General features: G+C 56.2%; 13 protein-coding genes and 3 pseudogenes. All 16 read left to right on the top strand.

Going from position 1 to position 18464, the window contains the following annotated elements:
• On the top strand, window positions 1-416 hold a 416-nt coding region (locus tag V4835_RS00945; RefSeq protein WP_442877303.1), incomplete at its 5' end, for an ImpA family type VI secretion system protein.
• A gap of 46 nt (window positions 417-462) precedes the next feature.
• Window positions 463-999, top strand: coding sequence for a type VI secretion system contractile sheath small subunit (gene tssB, locus V4835_RS00940; protein ID WP_172687058.1), 537 nt, complete (start codon window positions 463-465; stop codon window positions 997-999).
• 3 nt (window positions 1000-1002) lie between these two features.
• Window positions 1003-2502 carry a type VI secretion system contractile sheath large subunit gene (tssC, locus tag V4835_RS00935; protein WP_172687029.1) on the top strand — a complete coding sequence of 500 codons (1500 nt, stop codon included), beginning with the start codon at window positions 1003-1005 and terminating at the stop codon, window positions 2500-2502.
• A gap of 1499 nt (window positions 2503-4001) precedes the next feature.
• Window positions 4002-4484 (top strand): Hcp family type VI secretion system effector, encoded by a 483-nt coding sequence (locus tag V4835_RS00930; protein WP_172687031.1) that lies wholly within the window; start codon window positions 4002-4004, stop codon window positions 4482-4484.
• Window positions 4484-4939, top strand: coding sequence for a T6SS effector amidase Tae4 family protein (locus V4835_RS00925; RefSeq protein ID WP_272755931.1), 456 nt, complete (start codon window positions 4484-4486; stop codon window positions 4937-4939). Before V4835_RS00930 ends, V4835_RS00925 begins: the two co-directional genes overlap by 1 nt.
• 2 nt (window positions 4940-4941) lie before the next feature.
• Window positions 4942-5262 (top strand): annotated as a pseudogene (locus V4835_RS00920) (T6SS amidase immunity protein Tai4 family protein); the annotation flags it as partial.
• An 865-nt stretch (window positions 5263-6127) separates the two neighbouring features.
• Window positions 6128-7861 (top strand): type VI secretion system-associated FHA domain protein TagH, encoded by a 1734-nt coding sequence (gene tagH / locus V4835_RS00915; protein ID WP_172687059.1) that lies wholly within the window; start codon window positions 6128-6130, stop codon window positions 7859-7861.
• Between the two features lie 20 nt (window positions 7862-7881).
• Window positions 7882-8321: pseudogene (locus V4835_RS00910) on the top strand (hypothetical protein).
• An 89-nt stretch (window positions 8322-8410) separates the two neighbouring features.
• Window positions 8411-8605 carry a hypothetical protein gene (locus tag V4835_RS00905; protein ID WP_331411014.1) on the top strand — a complete coding sequence of 65 codons (195 nt, stop codon included), beginning with the start codon at window positions 8411-8413 and terminating at the stop codon, window positions 8603-8605.
• A 134-nt stretch (window positions 8606-8739) separates the two neighbouring features.
• A complete protein-coding gene (locus tag V4835_RS00900) occupies window positions 8740-9192 on the top strand; it encodes a type VI secretion system accessory protein TagJ (protein WP_172687060.1) in 453 nt (150 codons plus the stop codon).
• Window positions 9189-9752: a type VI secretion system baseplate subunit TssE gene (gene tssE / locus V4835_RS00895; RefSeq protein ID WP_172687032.1), complete on the top strand. Its 564-nt coding sequence runs from the start codon at window positions 9189-9191 to the stop codon at window positions 9750-9752. Before V4835_RS00900 ends, tssE begins: the two co-directional genes overlap by 4 nt.
• Before the next feature lie 17 nt (window positions 9753-9769).
• Complete coding sequence (tssF, locus tag V4835_RS00890; RefSeq protein WP_172687033.1) at window positions 9770-11644, top strand: type VI secretion system baseplate subunit TssF; 1875 nt, start codon at window positions 9770-9772, stop codon at window positions 11642-11644.
• Complete coding sequence (tssG, locus tag V4835_RS00885; RefSeq protein WP_172687034.1) at window positions 11641-12693, top strand: type VI secretion system baseplate subunit TssG; 1053 nt, start codon at window positions 11641-11643, stop codon at window positions 12691-12693. Before tssF ends, tssG begins: the two co-directional genes overlap by 4 nt.
• A 57-nt stretch (window positions 12694-12750) precedes the next feature.
• Window positions 12751-15363 carry a type VI secretion system ATPase TssH gene (gene tssH, locus V4835_RS00880; protein WP_172689055.1) on the top strand — a complete coding sequence of 871 codons (2613 nt, stop codon included), beginning with the start codon at window positions 12751-12753 and terminating at the stop codon, window positions 15361-15363.
• A gap of 3 nt (window positions 15364-15366) precedes the next feature.
• Window positions 15367-15961 (top strand): annotated as a pseudogene (locus V4835_RS00875) (protein kinase domain-containing protein); the annotation flags it as partial.
• A 214-nt stretch (window positions 15962-16175) separates the two neighbouring features.
• The gene (locus V4835_RS00870) at window positions 16176-18461 is read left to right on the top strand and encodes a type VI secretion system Vgr family protein (protein WP_172687036.1); all 2286 of its coding nucleotides are present in this window, start codon (window positions 16176-16178) and stop codon (window positions 18459-18461) included.
• The last annotated feature ends 3 nt before the right edge of the window (window positions 18462-18464 follow it).

Below are 18464 nucleotides of genomic sequence, written 5' to 3'. Positions count from 1 at the left end.
CCGAACGCCTGCTGACCATTCGTGAAACTGTCACCGAGCAACTGGGTAACGGCGGCATGCCGGAGATGGAGCAGTTGCTGAAAACCGTCAACACGGTTGCCTCCGCCTGTCAGAGCACCGATCTCAGCAGCCTGATCCCACAGCTTGCCAGCAGCAGCACCGCTGAGCCAACGCCTCAGAGTGCGCCGCAGTCCGCCGACTGGCACACGGTGCAGCTCAGCTCACGCGCCGATGCGCAGCTGATGCTGGAGAAGGTGAAACACTATTTTTTCCGGCACGAACCCAGCCACCCTGCGCCGCTGATGATCGAGCGGGTGCAGCGTATGGTTGAGCTGGACTTTATGGAGATCATCCGCGACCTCGCGCCGGACGGCGTGCATCAGCTGGAAACTCTTTTCGGGCGTCGCGATAGCTAACGCTTGCGGCGCAATATTTGTACGCGCATATCCAATGGAGAACACCATGCCAGTCAGTAAATCCAGTGGGCAGAAATTCATTGCCCGTAATCGCGTGCCCCGCGTACAGATCGAGTACGACGTGGAGATCTACGGCGCAGAACGCAGAATCGAACTGCCTTTTATCATGGGCGTGATGGCCGACCTAGTCGGTAAACCCGTCGACGCTCAGCCGGGCGTCGACGAGCGCAAGTTCCTTGAGATCGATATAGATAACTTCGACGAGCGCATGAAGTCACTGAAACCGCGTGTGGCGTTCCAGGCTGATAACACCCTGACCGGGGAAGGGCGTCTGAACATCGACCTGACCTTCAACAGCATGGAAGACTTCTCGCCGGATGCGGTGGCACGCAAGGTTGAGCCGCTGAACAAGCTGCTGGAAGCGCGCACCCAGCTTTCTAACCTGCTGACCTATATGGACGGCAAAAACGGTGCAGAGGAGCTGATCGCCAAAATCCTGCAGGATCCCACTCTGCTGCAATCCCTCAGCCACCTGCCGAAATCAGACGATGCCGCAGTAGACAGCAGTGCTAAAGAGGAGTAACTGATGAGCAACCCATCCCAGCAGTCGCTGGCGCAGGAGCAGCAGACCTGGAGCCAAGACGAGTTCAGCGCGCTGCTGAACAAAGAGTTCCGACCGAAAAGTGATCAAGCGCGTAATGCCGTCGAGAGCGCTGTCAAAACTCTGGCGCAACAGGCGCTGGAGAACACCGTTACCGTTTCCAACGATGCTTACCGCACCATTCAGGCGCTGATCGCCGAGATCGACGAGAAGCTGTCAAAGCAGGTTAACCAGATCATCCACCACGACGATTTCCAGAAGCTGGAAGGGGCGTGGCGCGGTCTGAGCTACCTGGTGGACAACACCGACACCGACGAGATGCTGAAAATCCGCTTTATGAGCATCTCCAAGCAGGAGCTGGGCCGTACCCTCAAGCGCTATAAAGGCGTGGGCTGGGACCAGAGCCCGATCTTTAAGAAAGTCTACGAAGAAGAATATGGCCAGTTCGGCGGCGAGCCGTTTGGTTGCCTGGTCGGCGACTACTACTTCGACCACAGCCCGCAGGATGTTGAGCTGCTGAGCGAGATGGCCCGCATTGGCGCGGCCGCCCACTGCCCGTTTATAACCGGTACCGCACCGGGGGTGATGCAGATGGAGTCCTGGCAGGAGCTGGCAAACCCGCGCGATCTGAGCAAGATCTTCCAGAACACCGAGTACGCCGCGTGGCTCAGCCTGCGCGAGTCGGAAGATGCCCGCTACCTCGGCCTGGTGATGCCGCGCTTCCTGTCGCGCTTGCCTTACGGCATCCGTACCAACCCGGTGGACAGCTTCGACTTTGAGGAAGAGACCGACGGTGCGAATCACGGCAACTACACCTGGACCAACGCCGCTTACGCGATGGCCGCCAACATCAACCGCTCGTTCAAGGACTTCGGCTGGTGTACATCGATTCGCGGCGTGGAGTCTGGCGGCGCAGTGGAAAACCTGCCGTGCCACACCTTCCCGAGCGATGACGGCGGTGTGGACATGAAGTGCCCGACCGAGATCGCCATCAGCGACCGTCGCGAAGCCGAGCTGGCGAAGAACGGCTTTATGCCGCTGGTTCACCGCAAGAACTCCGACTTTGCCGCCTTTATTGGCGCACAGTCCCTGCAGAAACCTGCGGAGTACCACGATCCCGATGCCACTGCAAATGCCCGTCTGGCCGCTCGCCTGCCGTACCTGTTCGCCTGCTGCCGCTTTGCGCACTACCTGAAGTGCATCGTGCGCGACAAGATCGGCTCCTTCCGCGAGCGTGATGAGATGGAGCGCTGGCTGAACGACTGGGTGATGAACTACGTCGACGGCGACCCGGCTAACTCCTCACAGGAGACCAAGTCGCGTAAGCCGCTGGCCTCCGCCGAAGTGCAGGTGGAAGAGATTGAAGACAACCTTGGCTACTACGCCGCGAAGTTCTTCCTGCGCCCGCACTACCAGCTGGAAGGCCTGACCGTGTCACTGCGCCTGGTATCCAAACTGCCATCGCTGAAGTCGAACGACGCGTAAGTCTACGCTGAATGTACCGGTGGCCATTAGGTGCCACCGGGTTACAAAGTGAGCTTGATAAGGAGTGAACATTATTCGATGCACAAAGGCATGGCTGCTATTTTTAAGCTCCGGAAAAACTGATGCAGAAGGTTTTTACGGGTCTTGCAAGAGGCTTCATGGATATCCCTGAAGATATGTGGTTGTTGACCAAAAACTATCTAGACAGTGATAATCGTTGGAGTAATCAGACCGAAACTATACGCCTGTTGTCGCTGTTTAAAAACTAGATTATCTCATAGGGTGTGCGGAAAATAATCACCACAGTGATTACAAAATATGTATATGGACTCTCTGTAAACCAATGTACACATTTTTAAATTTAAATGCCCATCCAGCATTTAGGAAATTAGTTTAAAACTTGTCTTTGTGAAACAGATTATTTCACTGTTTGCATCGCAAGTTATTTCAAAGTTTCTGGTTTCTACAGAACTGACGGGAATATTAAGTGTAGAAATATCAGTCTCCAGTCAATCTAAAAACTTACGAGCTCAATGAACTGGATTTTGATGCATATAATATGCTCTGAGGTATGGGATATTTAGATTTTCTTTGTTTTATGTTGTAATATAATGCAAAGCCTTTCCTGTATGGAATAAAGCATCAGGAAACGAATGATAAAATCATCAATAAAGTTTTTAACTATTTTATTTATTAGTTTATTGTTTTTAGGGGGGGCTGGTTTTTATTTTACGCTTTCCAGTTTATTTTTCTTTTGGTCTTGTGTTATTATATCTTCTGGATTGATTGGTGGTGGGGTTAATAAATAAATTAATTCGCGCGATAATATTAACTTTACTTATTATTGTATCGGTTGTTGTCTACTCTTTTGGCGAGAATATTAGTCCAAGAAGTTAATATTTTCTCTTGCTTTTTAAAAGGAATAACAAGGGAATAGTCACAACTAGAAAAAGATGTTTATCAGCAACAACCCTTCTAGAATAAGGAGTGGGTGACTAATAATTAACAAGGCAGTAGGCAGAAATGATAATTTCTTTTATTGGATGGATTGCAAAAAATACTGTCTTATATTGCTTCTCTCTCCTGTTTGCGTGCAGGATTAATTTTCCATTTTGGTATGGCTGGCCGCACAGTGAAGAGAGAAGTCTGTTAATTCACTATTGACTTATAGTGGTAGTTTTTTATACCGCCGTGTATAGTAAAAAACATTGCGCAAGAATGTGGGTTTCATAATTTTTACTATCTGCCAGTTAGCGATACGCAGGGGATGTTGCTTGGTGGGTAAAAAATTTAGTTATTAACTGCAGAGCGTTGTTAATAGCTATCTCTTCTGATATATCCATTTGGTGATATTCAGAAAAAGGCAGAGGTAAAATATGGACTGTTTTATTCGACCCATTGCTTTACTGTTTGCCATATCAGTGCTTTATCTATACCCAAATTTTTCCTGAAGGAAGAAGGGTAAAAGCAAATACTTTAACTAATGAGAGTAGATAACAATGGCTATTGATATGTATATGAAGGTTGACGGCGTGACTGGCGAATCAAAAGATTCTAACCACACTGGCTGGATAGATATTGATTCATTCTCTTGGGGTGCTTCTCAACCTGGCAACATGTATGTGGGCGGTGGCGGCGGTGTCGGCAAAGTGAACTTCAACGATCTGCACGTGAACGCACTGATCGATAAATCAGTTACTGCCTTGCTTAAAAATTGCGCCAGTGGTAAGCATCTGGCGAAGGTAGAGCTGTCTGTCTGTAAAGCGGGTGGTACTCAGGTTGAATACGCAAAAATCACTCTGGAAGATGTGTTGGTGACTTCCGTGCAGTATACCGGTGCTAAGTCAGGAGACACCATTGGTGTCTCCTATGCTTTCCAGGCCTCTAAAGTTAAACAGCAGTACTGGGAACAAAGCACTTCCGGTGGCAAAGGCGCAGAAAGCAGCGGTGGCTGGAACATCAAAGAGAACAAAGAAGTGTAATGCTGCAGCCCACTCGTTACGAGTGGGCATTTTGGATTAATTCGCAATTATTGCAGAGGGAAGAGTTATGGCAGCAAGACCGGTGTTCTTACTGGCCTGGCAAAACTTCACCGTGGTCAATGTGGATGTCCCTGCCGTTGGAGAAATTATTGGCGGCAATGTGGGTAGCAATAATTATCCTGGTGCTAAAATACGACGCGGCAGCTGGAAAACTGTGTCTGGGGCAGATTAGAACTAGTATATATCAGGTTCGGGACTTACTGATTTATCTGCATAAGATGTATGGTAAACCTGATAAAACCGTGGAAAATCCTAAGGTCAGTGATTTCGAAAATATGAAAGGAATAATGGTGTTTACTGTTAACGGCTGGAGCGATGCCAGCGGCCATGCAACATTATGGAATGGTAAAACCTGCTCCGATCACTACTATTTTCCAATGCCCAGTGAGGCTTGAATATGGTTGTTACATTAAAGGACATTCTGCCCGCTTTGCCTGCTATCTTCTCGTTTCAGGCTGTCGCCAATCCGCACTACCGTCCTGAGCAGTATCTGAAGAATTACGCATTAAGCACCTGTGCGGCTGTGGGCTACCAGTCAAAAGAAGTTAAGAATGATGCCGCCGCTGCCGCACGCGGGAGTAAGAAAGGTTGTGCAGGCGTATTTGCATAAAAAGTACGACATCCAGTCCGGTGATATGATGACGCTGGCGAAATGCATCGACACTTTTACCACAGTCAGGAGCTGTCAGCGCTGGAGAAAGAGTTTAAAGACAAAAGGATAATTAAACTCTATATTGACAGGGTCTCTAATGAAAAAGAACTCTTTGCTGGTGTGACGCATTTTGTTTGTCGTCTGATCAACAAACGTTTTGGCAGAGTATAAGGTAACGATTCAGGGTGGAAAATTTACTAAAACTATTACCAGTCACAGTGATGAAGGCAATGTTAGTTGTGACCTGTCACGCCAAAATCATAAGAATTGCAAGAGTATCACATTGGCAGGTAAGACTGTGAATTGAAACTGCGCTGCAGTGTGTGATTTTCATGGCTACAAGTTCCAAATGGCCCCTATCGCTACTCACTGTTATCCGGAAATAAAGAATAATGGGGCCTCGACGTATTTAAAAATATAAAATTAATTATTTATGACGCAAAAGATAATTAAAGTGATAAATTACAATGTGACATAAGTATTTTAAGTAATAATCGACGATACAATCTTTAATGAATAAGCAGTTATTGTCTGTCGCCCTTATCAGAAGATAAAGCTTCTGAAACATTCCCTCGCGATTATAGTTCCTGCGTTATTCATGGCGGCAAAGCCTGTTGGTTATTGAACCTTACAGGAAAAGCCTGATCGTTCGCTTAAACAGCGATAACAGGTAATTAAGCTGTAAGGCAGGACAGAAATATATTTTAATTATCGATAAAGCGCGGCCTTATTAATACCGCTACTTCCGCTGGAAAATGTTCGTCAGCCAACTACAGCCGGATGTGACCCGCATGAAAAGCATTAAGCAACTAGATAACATTCTCAAAACCGATTTCTCCGCGCCCACCGCTACCTGAATTTCGCCCGTTTTAGTTTCCCTGCCGAGACGGGCACAGTGCAGATGCCGAATACACCTGAGCAGGAACATCTTATGCGATTTACGATTATAAACACCAAACAGGGTCATCAGCCGCCGCAAAGCAGCTGCGATTTCTTGCCACCCGGCGGCACGATTGGTCGTGGCGTGGATAACAACCTGGTGCTGCCGGATGACGATCGCACCATTTCGCGGTTACAGGCGATTGTGCACATCAGCGATGACGGTGAGTGCCGTATCACCAACCGTGGCAACGTGACGCGCGTGCTACTTAACGATATTCCGCTGGAGCGCGGCCGTCAGGTGGAGTTGCAGGATGGCGATGTGCTGGGCATTGATGACTATCGGCTACAGGTCAGCGAGCTGGGCGATGTAGCGCGCCCGAAAAGTGCCGCTGCCCCGGTGGCAAAACAGGCCGCGCAGACTGCCGCCATTCCCAGCGAGATCTGGGACAGCCTGGCGCAGGAGTTCTCCATCTCCGATAACCTATCCAGCCGCCAGCAGAATAAAAGTGCAGAGAGCTATGCAAACCCGCTCACCGCGCCCGCTGCCGAAGAGCGTAACCCGGCCGACCCGCTGGCGCATCTGGTGCAGTCCAGCGAGCCGCTCAAATTCGATCGCCGCCAGCAGACGCCGGAGAGCCTGTTCGAGTCTGACCCGCTGTTCAAGCAGGAAAGCATCTTCGATGACAGCACCCCGAGCACGCTGTTCCAGCAGCCCGGTGCTAAAAGTCCGCTGCCGGATAGCAAGCCGCAGGTTGAGCAGGACCCGCTGGCACTGTTTGGCGTAGGCAGCAGCCCTGCGCAGGTTAACAGCGACGACCCGCTGTGTCTGATGATGGGTAGCGCCGTGCCGCTGGCACTGCTGTATGAGGAGCCGGGCCAGCAGAGCGCGCCAGCCGACGATCCGCTGCCGCCGCTCGCCAGTAACTTCTCGCTGTTTGGAGCTGATGCCAGCCAGCAGCCTGACAACGTCACTTTTGCCAGCTCGCCGCTGTTTGATGAGCCTGTCGATGCCGCATCCGCACCGCCGCCGCCGGAGTACAGCGGGATTGCGCTGCCGATCCCGCAGGCGATAGTGCGCCAGAACGCCCCGGTGCCAAAAGGCCGCCTGCGCATTGACCCAGTCGCCAACAGCAGCCAGCAGAGCAGCGCCGCAGCGGGCGGTAAAACCCTGGATGGCGACCTGCTCAATGCGCTCATCAGCGGCATGGGTTTGCAGGACCTGCAGCCGACGCCGCGTTTTGACCACGACTCCATCCAGGAGCTGGGGCAGATGCTGAGCATGTTCTCGCAGGGCACAGTTGCGCTGCTGTCGTCGTGTTCGATCCTTAAGCGCGCGGTGAAAGCAGAGATGACGGTGAGCCTCGACGAGGCCAACAACCCTTTCAAGCTGCTGCCTTCCGGTAAATCGGTGCTGATGCAGATGTTTGGCAGCCGCATGCCCTGTTTTATGCCGCCGAAGCAGTCGGTGCGCGATGCGCTTGTGGAGCTGCAGGCGCATCAGCTGGGGATGATCGCCGGGATCCGCGCGCTGATCGCCTCCATGCTGCAGTTGTTCAACCCGCAGCAGCTGGAGGAAGAAGCATGGGCTGAGGGAGCCACCTCGCGGCTGTCGCTGCCCAGCAGCCGCAAGGCCGCACTGTGGGATCACTTCACCAAACGCTATGGCGAAACCACCGGTGAGATAGAAGACGACTTCCACACGCTGTTTGGCGAAGCCTTTCTCCACGCCTACGACATGGAAGTGAACCAGTACAAAGACACTCAGATCAGATCGGAAGAATGATGAATATCACCATTGCCTGAATGTCGAACCAATATGAACGCGTCAGCAATCAGGATAAGATCGGCGAGATCGTCGGTGGGCGCTCGGCCTGCTTTGTGGTGTGCTATAGCTTTGCGGGGCTTCCGGCGGGCGATATCGCCGCGAGCATGACGCGTAACACCATGATGCAGCGCTTTGACGTGCAGCACTATCTGAATGTCCAGTTGATCCGCCAGCAGCAGAAAAGCGAACTTTTGCCCTCGGTATGGGTGATGAAGACCGCCATGCCAGCTACAGCAACGTGGTGCCGACGGACGAGTGGCTGACGCTGATGCTGCAGGTCACTAAGAAAAACGAACAACGATCGGAGGGCAGCCAGGATAACTAAAGCGCCTTTGCCGTCTGTGTCGGGGAGCCGCAGGACACCATGCTGCTGCACTCTCTGTCGGAAGCGGCGCAGTTTATTGCGCTGCGTGATTGAAACAGGAAAAGGATGTTATGAAATATTTGCTGTCAGGTGCGTTCACATTCCTGCTCGCGTCCAGCGCCTGAGCGCAGGATTATCAGATTGTGCAGCCCCACTCGCTCAAGCTGGATATCTGGATCGACAACGTTAAAAGCAACAGTCCGGAAAACTTGTGTGCGCGCGAGCTGCCGCTGCGCATCATCGCCAACGGCAAGAAAGACACGGCGCTGCTGGGTGATTTTCAGCCGCGCGTTCCCAGCCTGGTGCGGCGGATAAAACGCTGCTGCAAAAGCGCCTGAATGAGATACGCAATCAGTGGTCACCGTACCTGGGTAACAGCACCGACCTGACCAACAAACTGCTTGACGTGCTGCATCCGCAGCTGCAGGACCCGGAAGCCGGGGCATTCAGCACGCTTCATCAAGGAAAGACCATGCACTCATTACAACAGCTCGTGGCCGGACAGTCGCTGAATGAAGCGCTGGCCCAAGTGGAAGGCCAGATCAAACGTCAGCCTGCAGATGCCGACCTGCGCGCCAGCTTCGTCCAGCTGCTGTGCCTAGTTGGGAACTGGAGCCGGGCTCTGACCCAGCTGAAAAGCTGGCGGGCGCTGAAGCCGCAGGCGCAGCCGGCGGTCAACCTGCTGGAGCAGGCGATCGGCGGTGAGTTAAAGCGCGCCCTGGTGTTCAGAGGCCTGGCCACACCGCGTATGCCGGGCGACGATGACCGTTACCGGCTGGGATCGCTGACCGAATGGCGGCCCCTGAGCGGCGATGAGCAGCAGTTGAGCGGGCACGGCCAGAAAAGCTGGCTCAGCGCGCAGGATGACTTTCCGCTGCTGAACCTGGAGACGCTGACCTTTGCTACTGCGGAGTCTGCATCATGAGCCAGCACAGCAGAGACGCGTACGACCTGCTGCATGGCGGCTATCGCCAGCGGTGCCAGCAAAGCTTAAGCGCGCGCGACAAAATGCAGGCCTCGCTGCTCGACCGCCTGACCGATAATGCGCCCGATAAGCAGCAGGAAGCGGCTTACCACACGTTGATCTCACACAGCTCGCTGCGCCGTAACGTACTGCGCGACCTGCAGTGGCTGTTTAACACCATCAACAACGAAGCCCAGCAGGTACTGCAAGCCTTTCCGCAGGTTAAACGCTCCACGCTCAACTTTGGTATCGCGCCGCTGGCCGGACAGCGCATGTCGGACATTGAGTGGCTGGATATTCAGCGCAAGCTGACGGCGGCGATCCTCAACTTTGAGCCGCGCATTCTGCCAGGTGGACTGCAGGTCCGCTGCGTCTCCGACACGGGATCGCTCGACCTGCACAACGTGCTGTCTATAGAGATTAAGGGCCGCCTGTGGTGCGTGCCGTACCCGCTTGAATTCCTGTTTCGTACCGATGTGGACCTGGAAAACGGTCACTTTGAGCTGAAAGATATCGATTAATAAAGAAGGTCATTGTGATGGACAGCAAGCTGCTTGATTACTACAACCGAGAACTGACCTACCTGCGTGAGATGGGGGCAGAGTTTGCCGGGCGCTATCCCAAGGTTGCCGGGCGTCTGGGGATGCGCGGCGATGAAGTGGCGGACCCTTACGTTGAGCGGCTGATGGAGGGTTTCGCCTTTCTCACCTCGCGCGTACAGCTGAAGATGGATGCGGAGTTCCCGCGTTTTTCCCAGCGAATGCTGGAGATGATCGCGCCGAACTATCTCGCGCCGACGCCGTCGATGGCCATCGCCGAGCTGCACCCGGACAGCCGCAAAGGCGATATCAGCGGCGGATTCTGCGTGCCACGCGGCACCATGATGGACAGCCAGATCCTCAAGCAGAGCGGCGTGACCTGCAGCTACACCACCGCCCACGACGTGATGCTGCAACCGCTGGAAATCAAGCAGGTCGAGCTGGGCGGCATCCCTGCTAATATCTCGCTCGGCCAGCTTGGTTTGAGCCAGCTGGGGGCGGTGAGCGCTCTGCGCATCCGCCTGGAGTGCGATGAAGCGGTGACGCTGGCGCACCTTAACTTCGACAGCCTGATGTTTTTCCTCAGCGGCCCGGATATGCAGGCGCAGCAGCTGCTGGAGCTGGTGATGCAGCACTACGTGGGCGGCTTCTGCCAGAGCGTGACGGCCAGCCCGCGCCGCACGCTGCTGGATGATGGCGCGGTGCAGCAGGAGGGCTTCGCGCCGGAGCAGGCGCTGCTGCCGGATGACCTGCGTAACTTTGATGGCTACCGCCTGCTGCAGGAGTATTTTGCCTTCCCGGCGCGCTTCCAGTTTATAAGCATCAGTCAGCTGCGCCCGCTGTTGCAGTGCGCAGGGGATGGGGAGCGTGAATTTGACATCGTGCTGCTGCTGGATAAAAGCAGCGAAGGGCTGGAGCGGGTGATTGACCGCAGCCACCTGGCGCTGCACTGCACCCCGGTGATCAACCTGTTCCCTAAGGTGGCAGCGCGCCAGAAGCTGAATGACAGCGTGCATGAGTATCACCTAGTGGTGGATAACATTCGCCCGCTCGATTACGAGATCTTCTCGGTGCAGAAGCTGTATGCCAGCGGTCATAACCAGCACGAGGAGCAGCTGTTCCGCCCGTTCTGGAGCACCTTCAGCGATGACGGCGGTAACTACGGCGCCTATTTTTCGCTGCGCCGCGAGCAGCGCATGCTGTCGGAACACGCGCAGCGCTACGGCACACGCACCGGCTATGTCGGCTCGGAAGTCTTTCTCTCGCTGGTGGATGAACAGCATGCGCCGTGGCATGAAGATCTGCGCCACCTCAGTGCTGAAGTGCTCTGTACCAGCCGAGACCTGCCGCTGCTGCTGCAGGAGCAGCAGGGCAACTTTGTGATGCCGGACTCGGTGCCGATCCGCCAGCTGACGCTGCGCAAAGGGCCAACGCCGCCGCGTGCAGCGCTGGCCGAGGGCAAAATCGCCTGGCGGCTGATCAGCCATTTGCAGATGAACTACCTCAGCCTGATGGACGGTCATGACGGCGAGGGAGCTGCTGCGCTGCGCCAGATGCTTGGGCTGTACGCCAATCTGGCCGATGCCCCGGTGGCCCGCCAGATTGAGGGCATTCGCCACTGCCAGCTCAAGCCGGTGTTCCGGCGGATGCCGGAGCCGGGACCGATTGTGTTTGCCCGCGGCATTAGCGTTGAGCTGGAGATGGATGAACAGGCGTTTTCCGGCGCCAGCCCCTGGCTGCTGGGCAGCGTGCTGGAGCGGGTTTTCTCACGGCTTGTAGCGATTAACACCTTCACCGAAGTGACGCTCAACAGCCAGCAGCGTGGGGAGGTCGGCTACTGGGCGCCGCGTATGGGTAAAAGGACGCTGATATGACCGCGCAGGCTGCAGAAATTCATCGTTTGAAGCGCCTGCCCGCCGACTTCTGGCACGTGCTGCAGGCCGCGCCCTGGCGTTACGACCTGTTCCAGCTGCTGCGGCGCATCGATGCGCAGGGCGGTGAGCGCTATCCGCTGGGGCGTGCGCCGCTGCCGCGCCATGAACCGCTGCGCATCGGCCAGCTGCCCTCGCTGGCCTTTTCTCCCTCGACCATTGCCAGCGTTACGCCGCGCGACTGCAGCACGCTGCATGAGGTGTCGATCTACAGCTTCGGGCTGTTTGGCCCTAACGGACCGCTGCCGGTTCACCTGACCGAGTACGCGCGCGAGCGCATCTATCACCAGCAGGATTACAGCTTCACCGCCTTTGCCGACATGTTTCACCACCGCCTGACGCTGCTGTTCTACCGCGCCTGGGCCGATGCGCAGCCGACGGTGGCGCTGGATCGCGCTGAGCAGCGCCATTTTGAGCAGTACATCGCCAGCCTGATCGGCATGGGCCAGCCGGGCCAACTGAAAAAGGGCAGCCTGAGCGACCACGCCCGCTTCGCCGTTGCCGGGCACCTGGCGCGTCAGGGGCGCGACGGAGAAGGGCTGGAGAAGGTCCTGCGCCACTATTTTCGCGTGCCGGTAAAGCTGGTGGAGAACGTGCCGCACTGGCAGCCGATTGACGAGCGAGAACGCGCCAGCCTCGGGGCCGGACGACGTAAACCGCGCCTCGGCGAGTCGGCTTTCCTCGGCTTAGCGGTGCGCGACGTGCAGCATAAGTTTCGTATCGAGCTGGGGCCGCTACAGCTGGATAAGTATAATCGCCTGCTGCCCGGCGAACACTGGGCCGTGCAGCTGCGCGACTGGGTGCGCCAGTATCTCGGCATCGAATATGTCTGGGACGTGCGCCTGACGATGGCCGCGTCGGACGTTCAGGGCATCATCCTCGGCAGAAACGGGCGGTTGGGCTACAGCAGCTGGCTTGGCCAGCCCGCGACGCCGCAGCCGCGCAGTGACTTAATCTATAGCCCTGAAGCGCAGGAAGAAACCGTCAGCTGACCCCTTGCCTGAGGGCAGGATCCTATCCCATTAGATCTATAACCACTGAGAATAATCATGTCAGAGATAAGCCGCGCCGTACTGTTCGGCAAACTGGATACGCTGTTATTTACCTCTCTGGAAAGCGCCACCGCCTTTTGTAAGCTGCGCAGCAATCCTTATGTGGAGCTGGTTCACTGGTTGCATCAGCTGATGCAGCACCAGGACGGCGATATACAGCAGCTGATCCGCTATTTTTCACTGGATGAAGAGGCACTGACACGCGACATCGTCGAGGCGCTCGACCGGCTGCCGCGAGGGGCCAGCACGGTTTCTGACCTTGCTGAACATATCGACAGCGCGGTGGAGCGCGCCTGGGTTTACTGCTCGCTGAAGTTTGGTGTGCAGAAGATTCGCGGCGGCCACCTGCTGATCGGCATGCTAAAAACCTTCAACCTCGCCAACCTGCTGAAGGGTATCTCGCCTCAGTTCAGCCGCATCAGCATGGACGTGCTGCTGGATCAGTTCGACGCGGTATTCGACGGCAGCAAAGAGGCGGGGGAGGTTGCTGCCGCGCCGCAGGGAAACGCGGGTGAGGTGCCGCAGCATCAGGGCACGCTGGCGCAGTATGCGCAGGACCTGACTGCGCGAGCGCGCGACCGCAAGATTGACGCGGTGGACGGGCGTGATGAGGAGATCCGCCAGATGGTCGATATCCTGATGCGCCGCCGCCAGAACAACCCGCTGCTGACCGGGGAAGCGGGCGTCGGCAAAACCGCCGTGGTTGAAGGGCTGGCGCTGCGTATTGCTGCCGGCGACGTTCCGGCCCCGCTGCAGGAGGTGCAGCTGTGGCTGCTGGATATCGGCATGCTGCAGGCGGGCGCTGGGATGAAAGGCGAGTTCGAGGCGCGCCTGCAGGCGCTGATTAAAGAAGTGCAGTCCAGCCCGACGCCGATCGTGCTGTTTATCGACGAAATCCACACCCTGATCGGCGCGGGCGGCCAGCAGGGCACCGGTGATGCCGCCAACCTGCTGAAGCCGGCGCTGGCGCGCGGCCAGCTGCGCACCATCGGCGCCACCACCTGGGCGGAGTACAAAAAGTATATTGAGAAAGACCCTGCGCTGACCCGCCGCTTCCAGACCGTACAGGTCCACGAGCCTGACGAAGAGAAAGCGCTGCTGATGCTGCGCAGCACCGTCAGCCCGCTGGAGAAACATCACCGCGTGCTGCTGCTGGATGAAGCGGTGGCGGCGGCGGTGAAGCTGTCGCACCGTTACATTCCTGCGCGCCAGCTGCCGGATAAAGCCGTGGCGCTGCTGGATACCGCCTGCGCGCGCGTGGCTGTCAGCCAAAGCGCGCAGCCGCCGCAGCTGGAAGACTGCCTGCACCGCATCCACGCGCTGGAGATCGAGCGCCATATCGCCGGGCGTGAAGCGCGTCTCGGAATCGGTGAAAGCGGGCGCGTGGCGGCGCTGGAGCAGCAACTAAGCGAGCTGGCCGCCTTGCGTGACCAACTGAGCGCGCGCTGGCAGCAGGAACAGGCGCTGGTCGATGCGATTATCGCCTTGCGGGCGCAGCTGCAGGATAAAAGTGTGGAAGAGCCTGAAGCGCTGCACCAGCAGCTCATAGCCCAGCAGCAGGAGCTGCGCGAGCTGCAGGGGGAAAACCCGCTGCTGTTTGCCGCGGTGGATGCCAACGTCGTGGCGGCGGTGGTTTCCGACTGGACCGGTATCCCGCTGGGACGCATGGTAAAAAATGAGATTGACGCGGTGCTCAAGCTGGCCGATACCCTCAACCTGCGGGTGATAGGTCAGCACCACGGGCTGGAGCTTATCGCCCGCCGCGTGCGCACCTCACGCGCGCGTCTTGATGACCCGAACAAGCCGGTCGGCGTGTTTATGTTGTGCGGCCCGTCAGGGGTCGGTAAAACCGAGACTGCGCTGGCGCTGGCGGAGACGCTGTACGGCGGCGAGCAGAACATCATCACCATCAATATGAGCGAGTTCCAGGAAGCGCACACTGTCTCCACTCTTAAGGGCGCGCCTCCCGGCTATGTCGGCTACGGCGAAGGCGGCGTGCTGACCGAGGCGGTCCGCCGCCGTCCTTACAGCGTGGTGCTGCTCGACGAAATTGAAAAAGCGCACCCGGACGTGCACGAGATCTTCTTCCAAGTGTTTGAAAAAGGCTGGATGGAGGATGGTGAAGGGCGGCATATCGACTTCCGCAACACCATTATCATCCTAACGTCCAACGTCGGCACCCAGCTGATTGACGCAATGTGTGCCGACCCGGAGTTGATACCGGAGCCGGAAGTGCTGGCCGGGGCGCTGCGCCCAACGCTGCTGGAGGTGTTCCCGCCTGCGCTGCTCGGTCGCCTGCTGGTGGTGCCGTACTACCCGCTGAGTGATGCGATGCTGGCGCAGATTGTTCGCATGCAGCTGCAGCGCATTCAGCGCCGCCTGGAGGAGAACCACGGTATCGCCTCGGTGGTCGACGACAGCGTGATTTCGCAGATTGTGCAGCGATGCACCGAAGTGGAGTCCGGCGGCCGCATGGTCGACGCCATCCTCACCAATACCCTGTTGCCGCAAATGAGCCAGATGCTGCTGTCTGCCAGCTCGCGCGACGAACAGTATCGACGCCTGCACGTCTCAGTGCTTGAGGGTGAGTTCCACTGTCAATTTTCTTAAGCCATCAGAGAGTCTAAACATGATAACAAGCGCACGGAGCCGAACGCACTGCCGGTCGGCTACCGCTTCAATGAGTTTGAGATTGAGCAGGTGATGGGCGGCTGCCGCTTTGGCATTTTCTACCGCGCCCGCGACCATCAGCTGGAGCGCACCATCGTTATCAAAGAGTTTATGCCCGCTTCGCTGGCGGCGCGTAACAGCGACCTGACGCTGGTGCAGCGCATTGAGCACTTCAGTAAAACCTTCCACGCCGGGCTGAACAGCTTTATTCAGGAAGTACCACCCGAATCTGCTGCACGTGCTGCGCTTCTGGATGCAGAACGACACCGCCTATATGTGTACTGCCTTTTACAGTGGCACCACGCTGTCGTAGCTGCATCAGCTGCGCCCGCAGATCATCTACGAGGTCTGGATCCGCCGCCTGCTGCCGCTGTTTGGCGCGATTAACGCCATCCACCAGAAGGGCTACCTGCACAGTGATATCTCGCTGGATAACATCCAGACCCAGGATAACGGGGTGCAGGTGCTGCTGCTCGACTTTGGCTCGGCGCCTAAGGTGATCGGCAACCTGGCCGACGAAACCGAAACCATGCTCAAGCTGGTGGCCGCAGGGGTGCTTAAGGGGGCATCCGGCGGCGATGATGCCCCGGTGGGCGCGCAGTCGCCTGGCAACTACCAGTTTGAGGTCAGCAATCGCCGTGAAACCTGCAGTCAGAGCATTACTATTGAGCAGAAAGGTGCGTAGCTGCTGAACCCGCAGAACTGACGCTAACGCCTGCAGCGTGCGGGCACCACATTAAGGGAGCAAGATAATGTTTGATCGTATTACCGCCACTACCCCCGCCGGAGACGGCACCCTGCAGTTCTGGAAGCTGGAGGGGATGGAAGTGGTCTCGCGCAGCTTTGAGCTTACCGTGACGCTGCTCAGCACCGACGCGCGCCTTGACCGCCGGGCGATGCTCGGCCAGCCTATCACGCTGACCATTCCGACCAGCGCGCTGAACGCTGCGCCGCGCTACCTCAACGGCAAAATAACCTCGGTGAAGGTTCACAGCGCCGACCTTAACGGCACGCGCTACGCGGTGTACACCCTGGTGATGGAGTCCGACCTGTGGCCGCTGAAGCGCGACCGCAATCAGCGCATCTTCCAGAACCAGCGCCTGCCGGACATCATTAAAACCGTGCTCGGCGAGTACGGGGTCAACGTGGAGGACAGGCTGGCGGGCGACTACCGGACGTGGGAGTACTGCGTGCAGTACCAGGAGAGCAGCTACGACTTTATCTCGCGTCTGATGGAGCTGGAGGGGATCTACTTCTTCTTCCGCCACGACGCGGAGCAGCACACGCTGGTGATGTTCGACGCACCTCAGCAGCACAAGCCGTTCTCCGGCTATGAGACCATTCCTTATCACGCCACCGCCTCTGGCGGCTCGACGGATGAAGAAGGAATTGGTGCATGGTCGATAGCCGAGCAGGTCACGCCGGGCATCTACAGCCTGGACGATTACGACTTCCGCAAGCCGAACGCGTGGATGTTCCATGCGCGTCAGAACCCGTCGTCGCCGCAGCCGGGCAAGATTGACTACTACGAGTGGCCGGGACGCTTTGTCGAGCACAGCCACGGCGAGTTCTACGCGCGCATCCGCCAGGAGGAGTGGCAGGCAGAGCACCAGCGCATCGACGCTAAGGCGACCTCGACAGGCATCGTGCCGGGCTGCACCTTCACGCTGACCCAGCCGCCGTTCGCCAGCGACGCCGACGACTACCTGATCCTCAGCGCGCTGTACCACTTTGAAGAGAACACCTACGCGTCCGGCGGGGGCGAGAGCAACCACACGGTGTGGCTTACGGTGATCCCGTCGGCCACGCAGTTCCGCTCGGCGCAGCGAACCGCGTGGCCGCGCACCCATGGGCCGCAGACGGCGAAAGTGGTGGGACCGCAGGGCGAGTCAATCTGGACCGATAAATATGGTCGGGTGAAGGTGAAGTTTCACTGGGACCGTCACGCGAAGGGGGACGACACAAGCTCGTGCTGGGTGCGCGTGTCGAGCGCGTGGGCGGGTCAGGGGTTCGGCGGGGTGCAGATCCCGCGCGTCAATGACGAGGTGGTGATCGACTTTATCAACGGTGACCCGGACCGGCCGATGGTGACGGGCCGCGTCTATAATGAATCCAGCATGCCGCCGTGGGCGCTGCCGGCCGCCGCTACTCAGATGGGATTTATGACGCGCAGTAAAGACGGCACGAAAGACAATGCCAGCTATCTGTTTTTTGAGGATAAGCTGGGCAGTGAAAAGCTGGACATGCACGCCGAGAAAGACATGAAAATCTCGGTCGAGAATGATATGGTCGTGACGGTGCATGGCAACCGCATCACTGAAATCAAAAAAGAGCAGAAGGATGCTGTGACCGGAAACGCGACCTTTGATTACAAAGCCCAGCGCACCACCACCGTGGATAAACTGGAGACAAAGATCTTTAAGGAGGGTGAGAAAACCAGTATTACTAACGGTCGTGTGCTGGATATTACCAGCGGAGGGGATAAGATCACAGTCAAAGGCGATAAGACAACTATTGTTGATGGTAACGAAGAGCATCATGTCACCAGTAAGATAACTGAAAATTATGATGGTGGTCAGGATACGACAATTGCTTCAGGTGGCATGAAAGTAAATGTGAACGGCGGTAACTGGGAGCAGAATGTTAATGATGGTACTATTCACATATATAGTCCAAATGAAATAAAACTGACCAGTGGGACTTCAATAACAATGGAAGCTCCAGCTGCCCAGTTTAAGCCTAAACTTCATTCTCTGTCAGTGACAGCATTTAATGAGAGTGTGACGGGACATAATTTATCAGTAACAGGACTTAGTGAGACTGTGACGGTAAATAATGTATCATTTTCGGGAATTAGTTCAAGCCTAGGTATCATGTCTAACTCCGCAAATCTGGCCACATCTTCAATTAAGGTCAAAGACTGGTCAAAAACTCTATTCAAGGCGGAAATTAATAGCGTTAATGTGACCAGAGAGGGGATTAAGATATTCTATTCTGTCACAAATATTATCAATTCCGCATTGCATATAATTACGTAGGTT

Origin of the sequence: Enterobacter cloacae complex sp. CARB60 (genome assembly GCF_036487345.1) — a bacterium.
GTDB classification, from domain to species: domain Bacteria; phylum Pseudomonadota; class Gammaproteobacteria; order Enterobacterales; family Enterobacteriaceae; genus Enterobacter; species Enterobacter asburiae_D.
Note: the sequence above shows the minus strand (reverse complement) of the source record. Positions and strands in the feature narration are given on the sequence as shown.

Bases quoted from the DNA above. Each gene is read 5' to 3' on its own strand.
- tssB (WP_172687058.1), top strand. From the start codon at position 463: ATGCCAGTCAGTAAATCCAGTGGGCAGAAATTCATTGCCCGTAATCGC.
- tssC (WP_172687029.1), top strand. From the start codon at position 1,003: ATGAGCAACCCATCCCAGCAGTCGCTGGCGCAGGAGCAGCAGACCTGG.
- V4835_RS00930 (WP_172687031.1), top strand. From the start codon at position 4,002: ATGGCTATTGATATGTATATGAAGGTTGACGGCGTGACTGGCGAATCA.
- V4835_RS00925 (WP_272755931.1), top strand. From the start codon at position 4,484: ATGCTGCAGCCCACTCGTTACGAGTGGGCATTTTGGATTAATTCGCAA.
- tagH (WP_172687059.1), top strand. From the start codon at position 6,128: ATGCGATTTACGATTATAAACACCAAACAGGGTCATCAGCCGCCGCAA.
- V4835_RS00900 (WP_172687060.1), top strand. From the start codon at position 8,740: ATGCACTCATTACAACAGCTCGTGGCCGGACAGTCGCTGAATGAAGCG.
- tssE (WP_172687032.1), top strand. From the start codon at position 9,189: ATGAGCCAGCACAGCAGAGACGCGTACGACCTGCTGCATGGCGGCTAT.
- tssF (WP_172687033.1), top strand. From the start codon at position 9,770: ATGGACAGCAAGCTGCTTGATTACTACAACCGAGAACTGACCTACCTG.
- tssG (WP_172687034.1), top strand. From the start codon at position 11,641: ATGACCGCGCAGGCTGCAGAAATTCATCGTTTGAAGCGCCTGCCCGCC.
- tssH (WP_172689055.1), top strand. From the start codon at position 12,751: ATGTCAGAGATAAGCCGCGCCGTACTGTTCGGCAAACTGGATACGCTG.
- V4835_RS00870 (WP_172687036.1), top strand. From the start codon at position 16,176: ATGTTTGATCGTATTACCGCCACTACCCCCGCCGGAGACGGCACCCTG.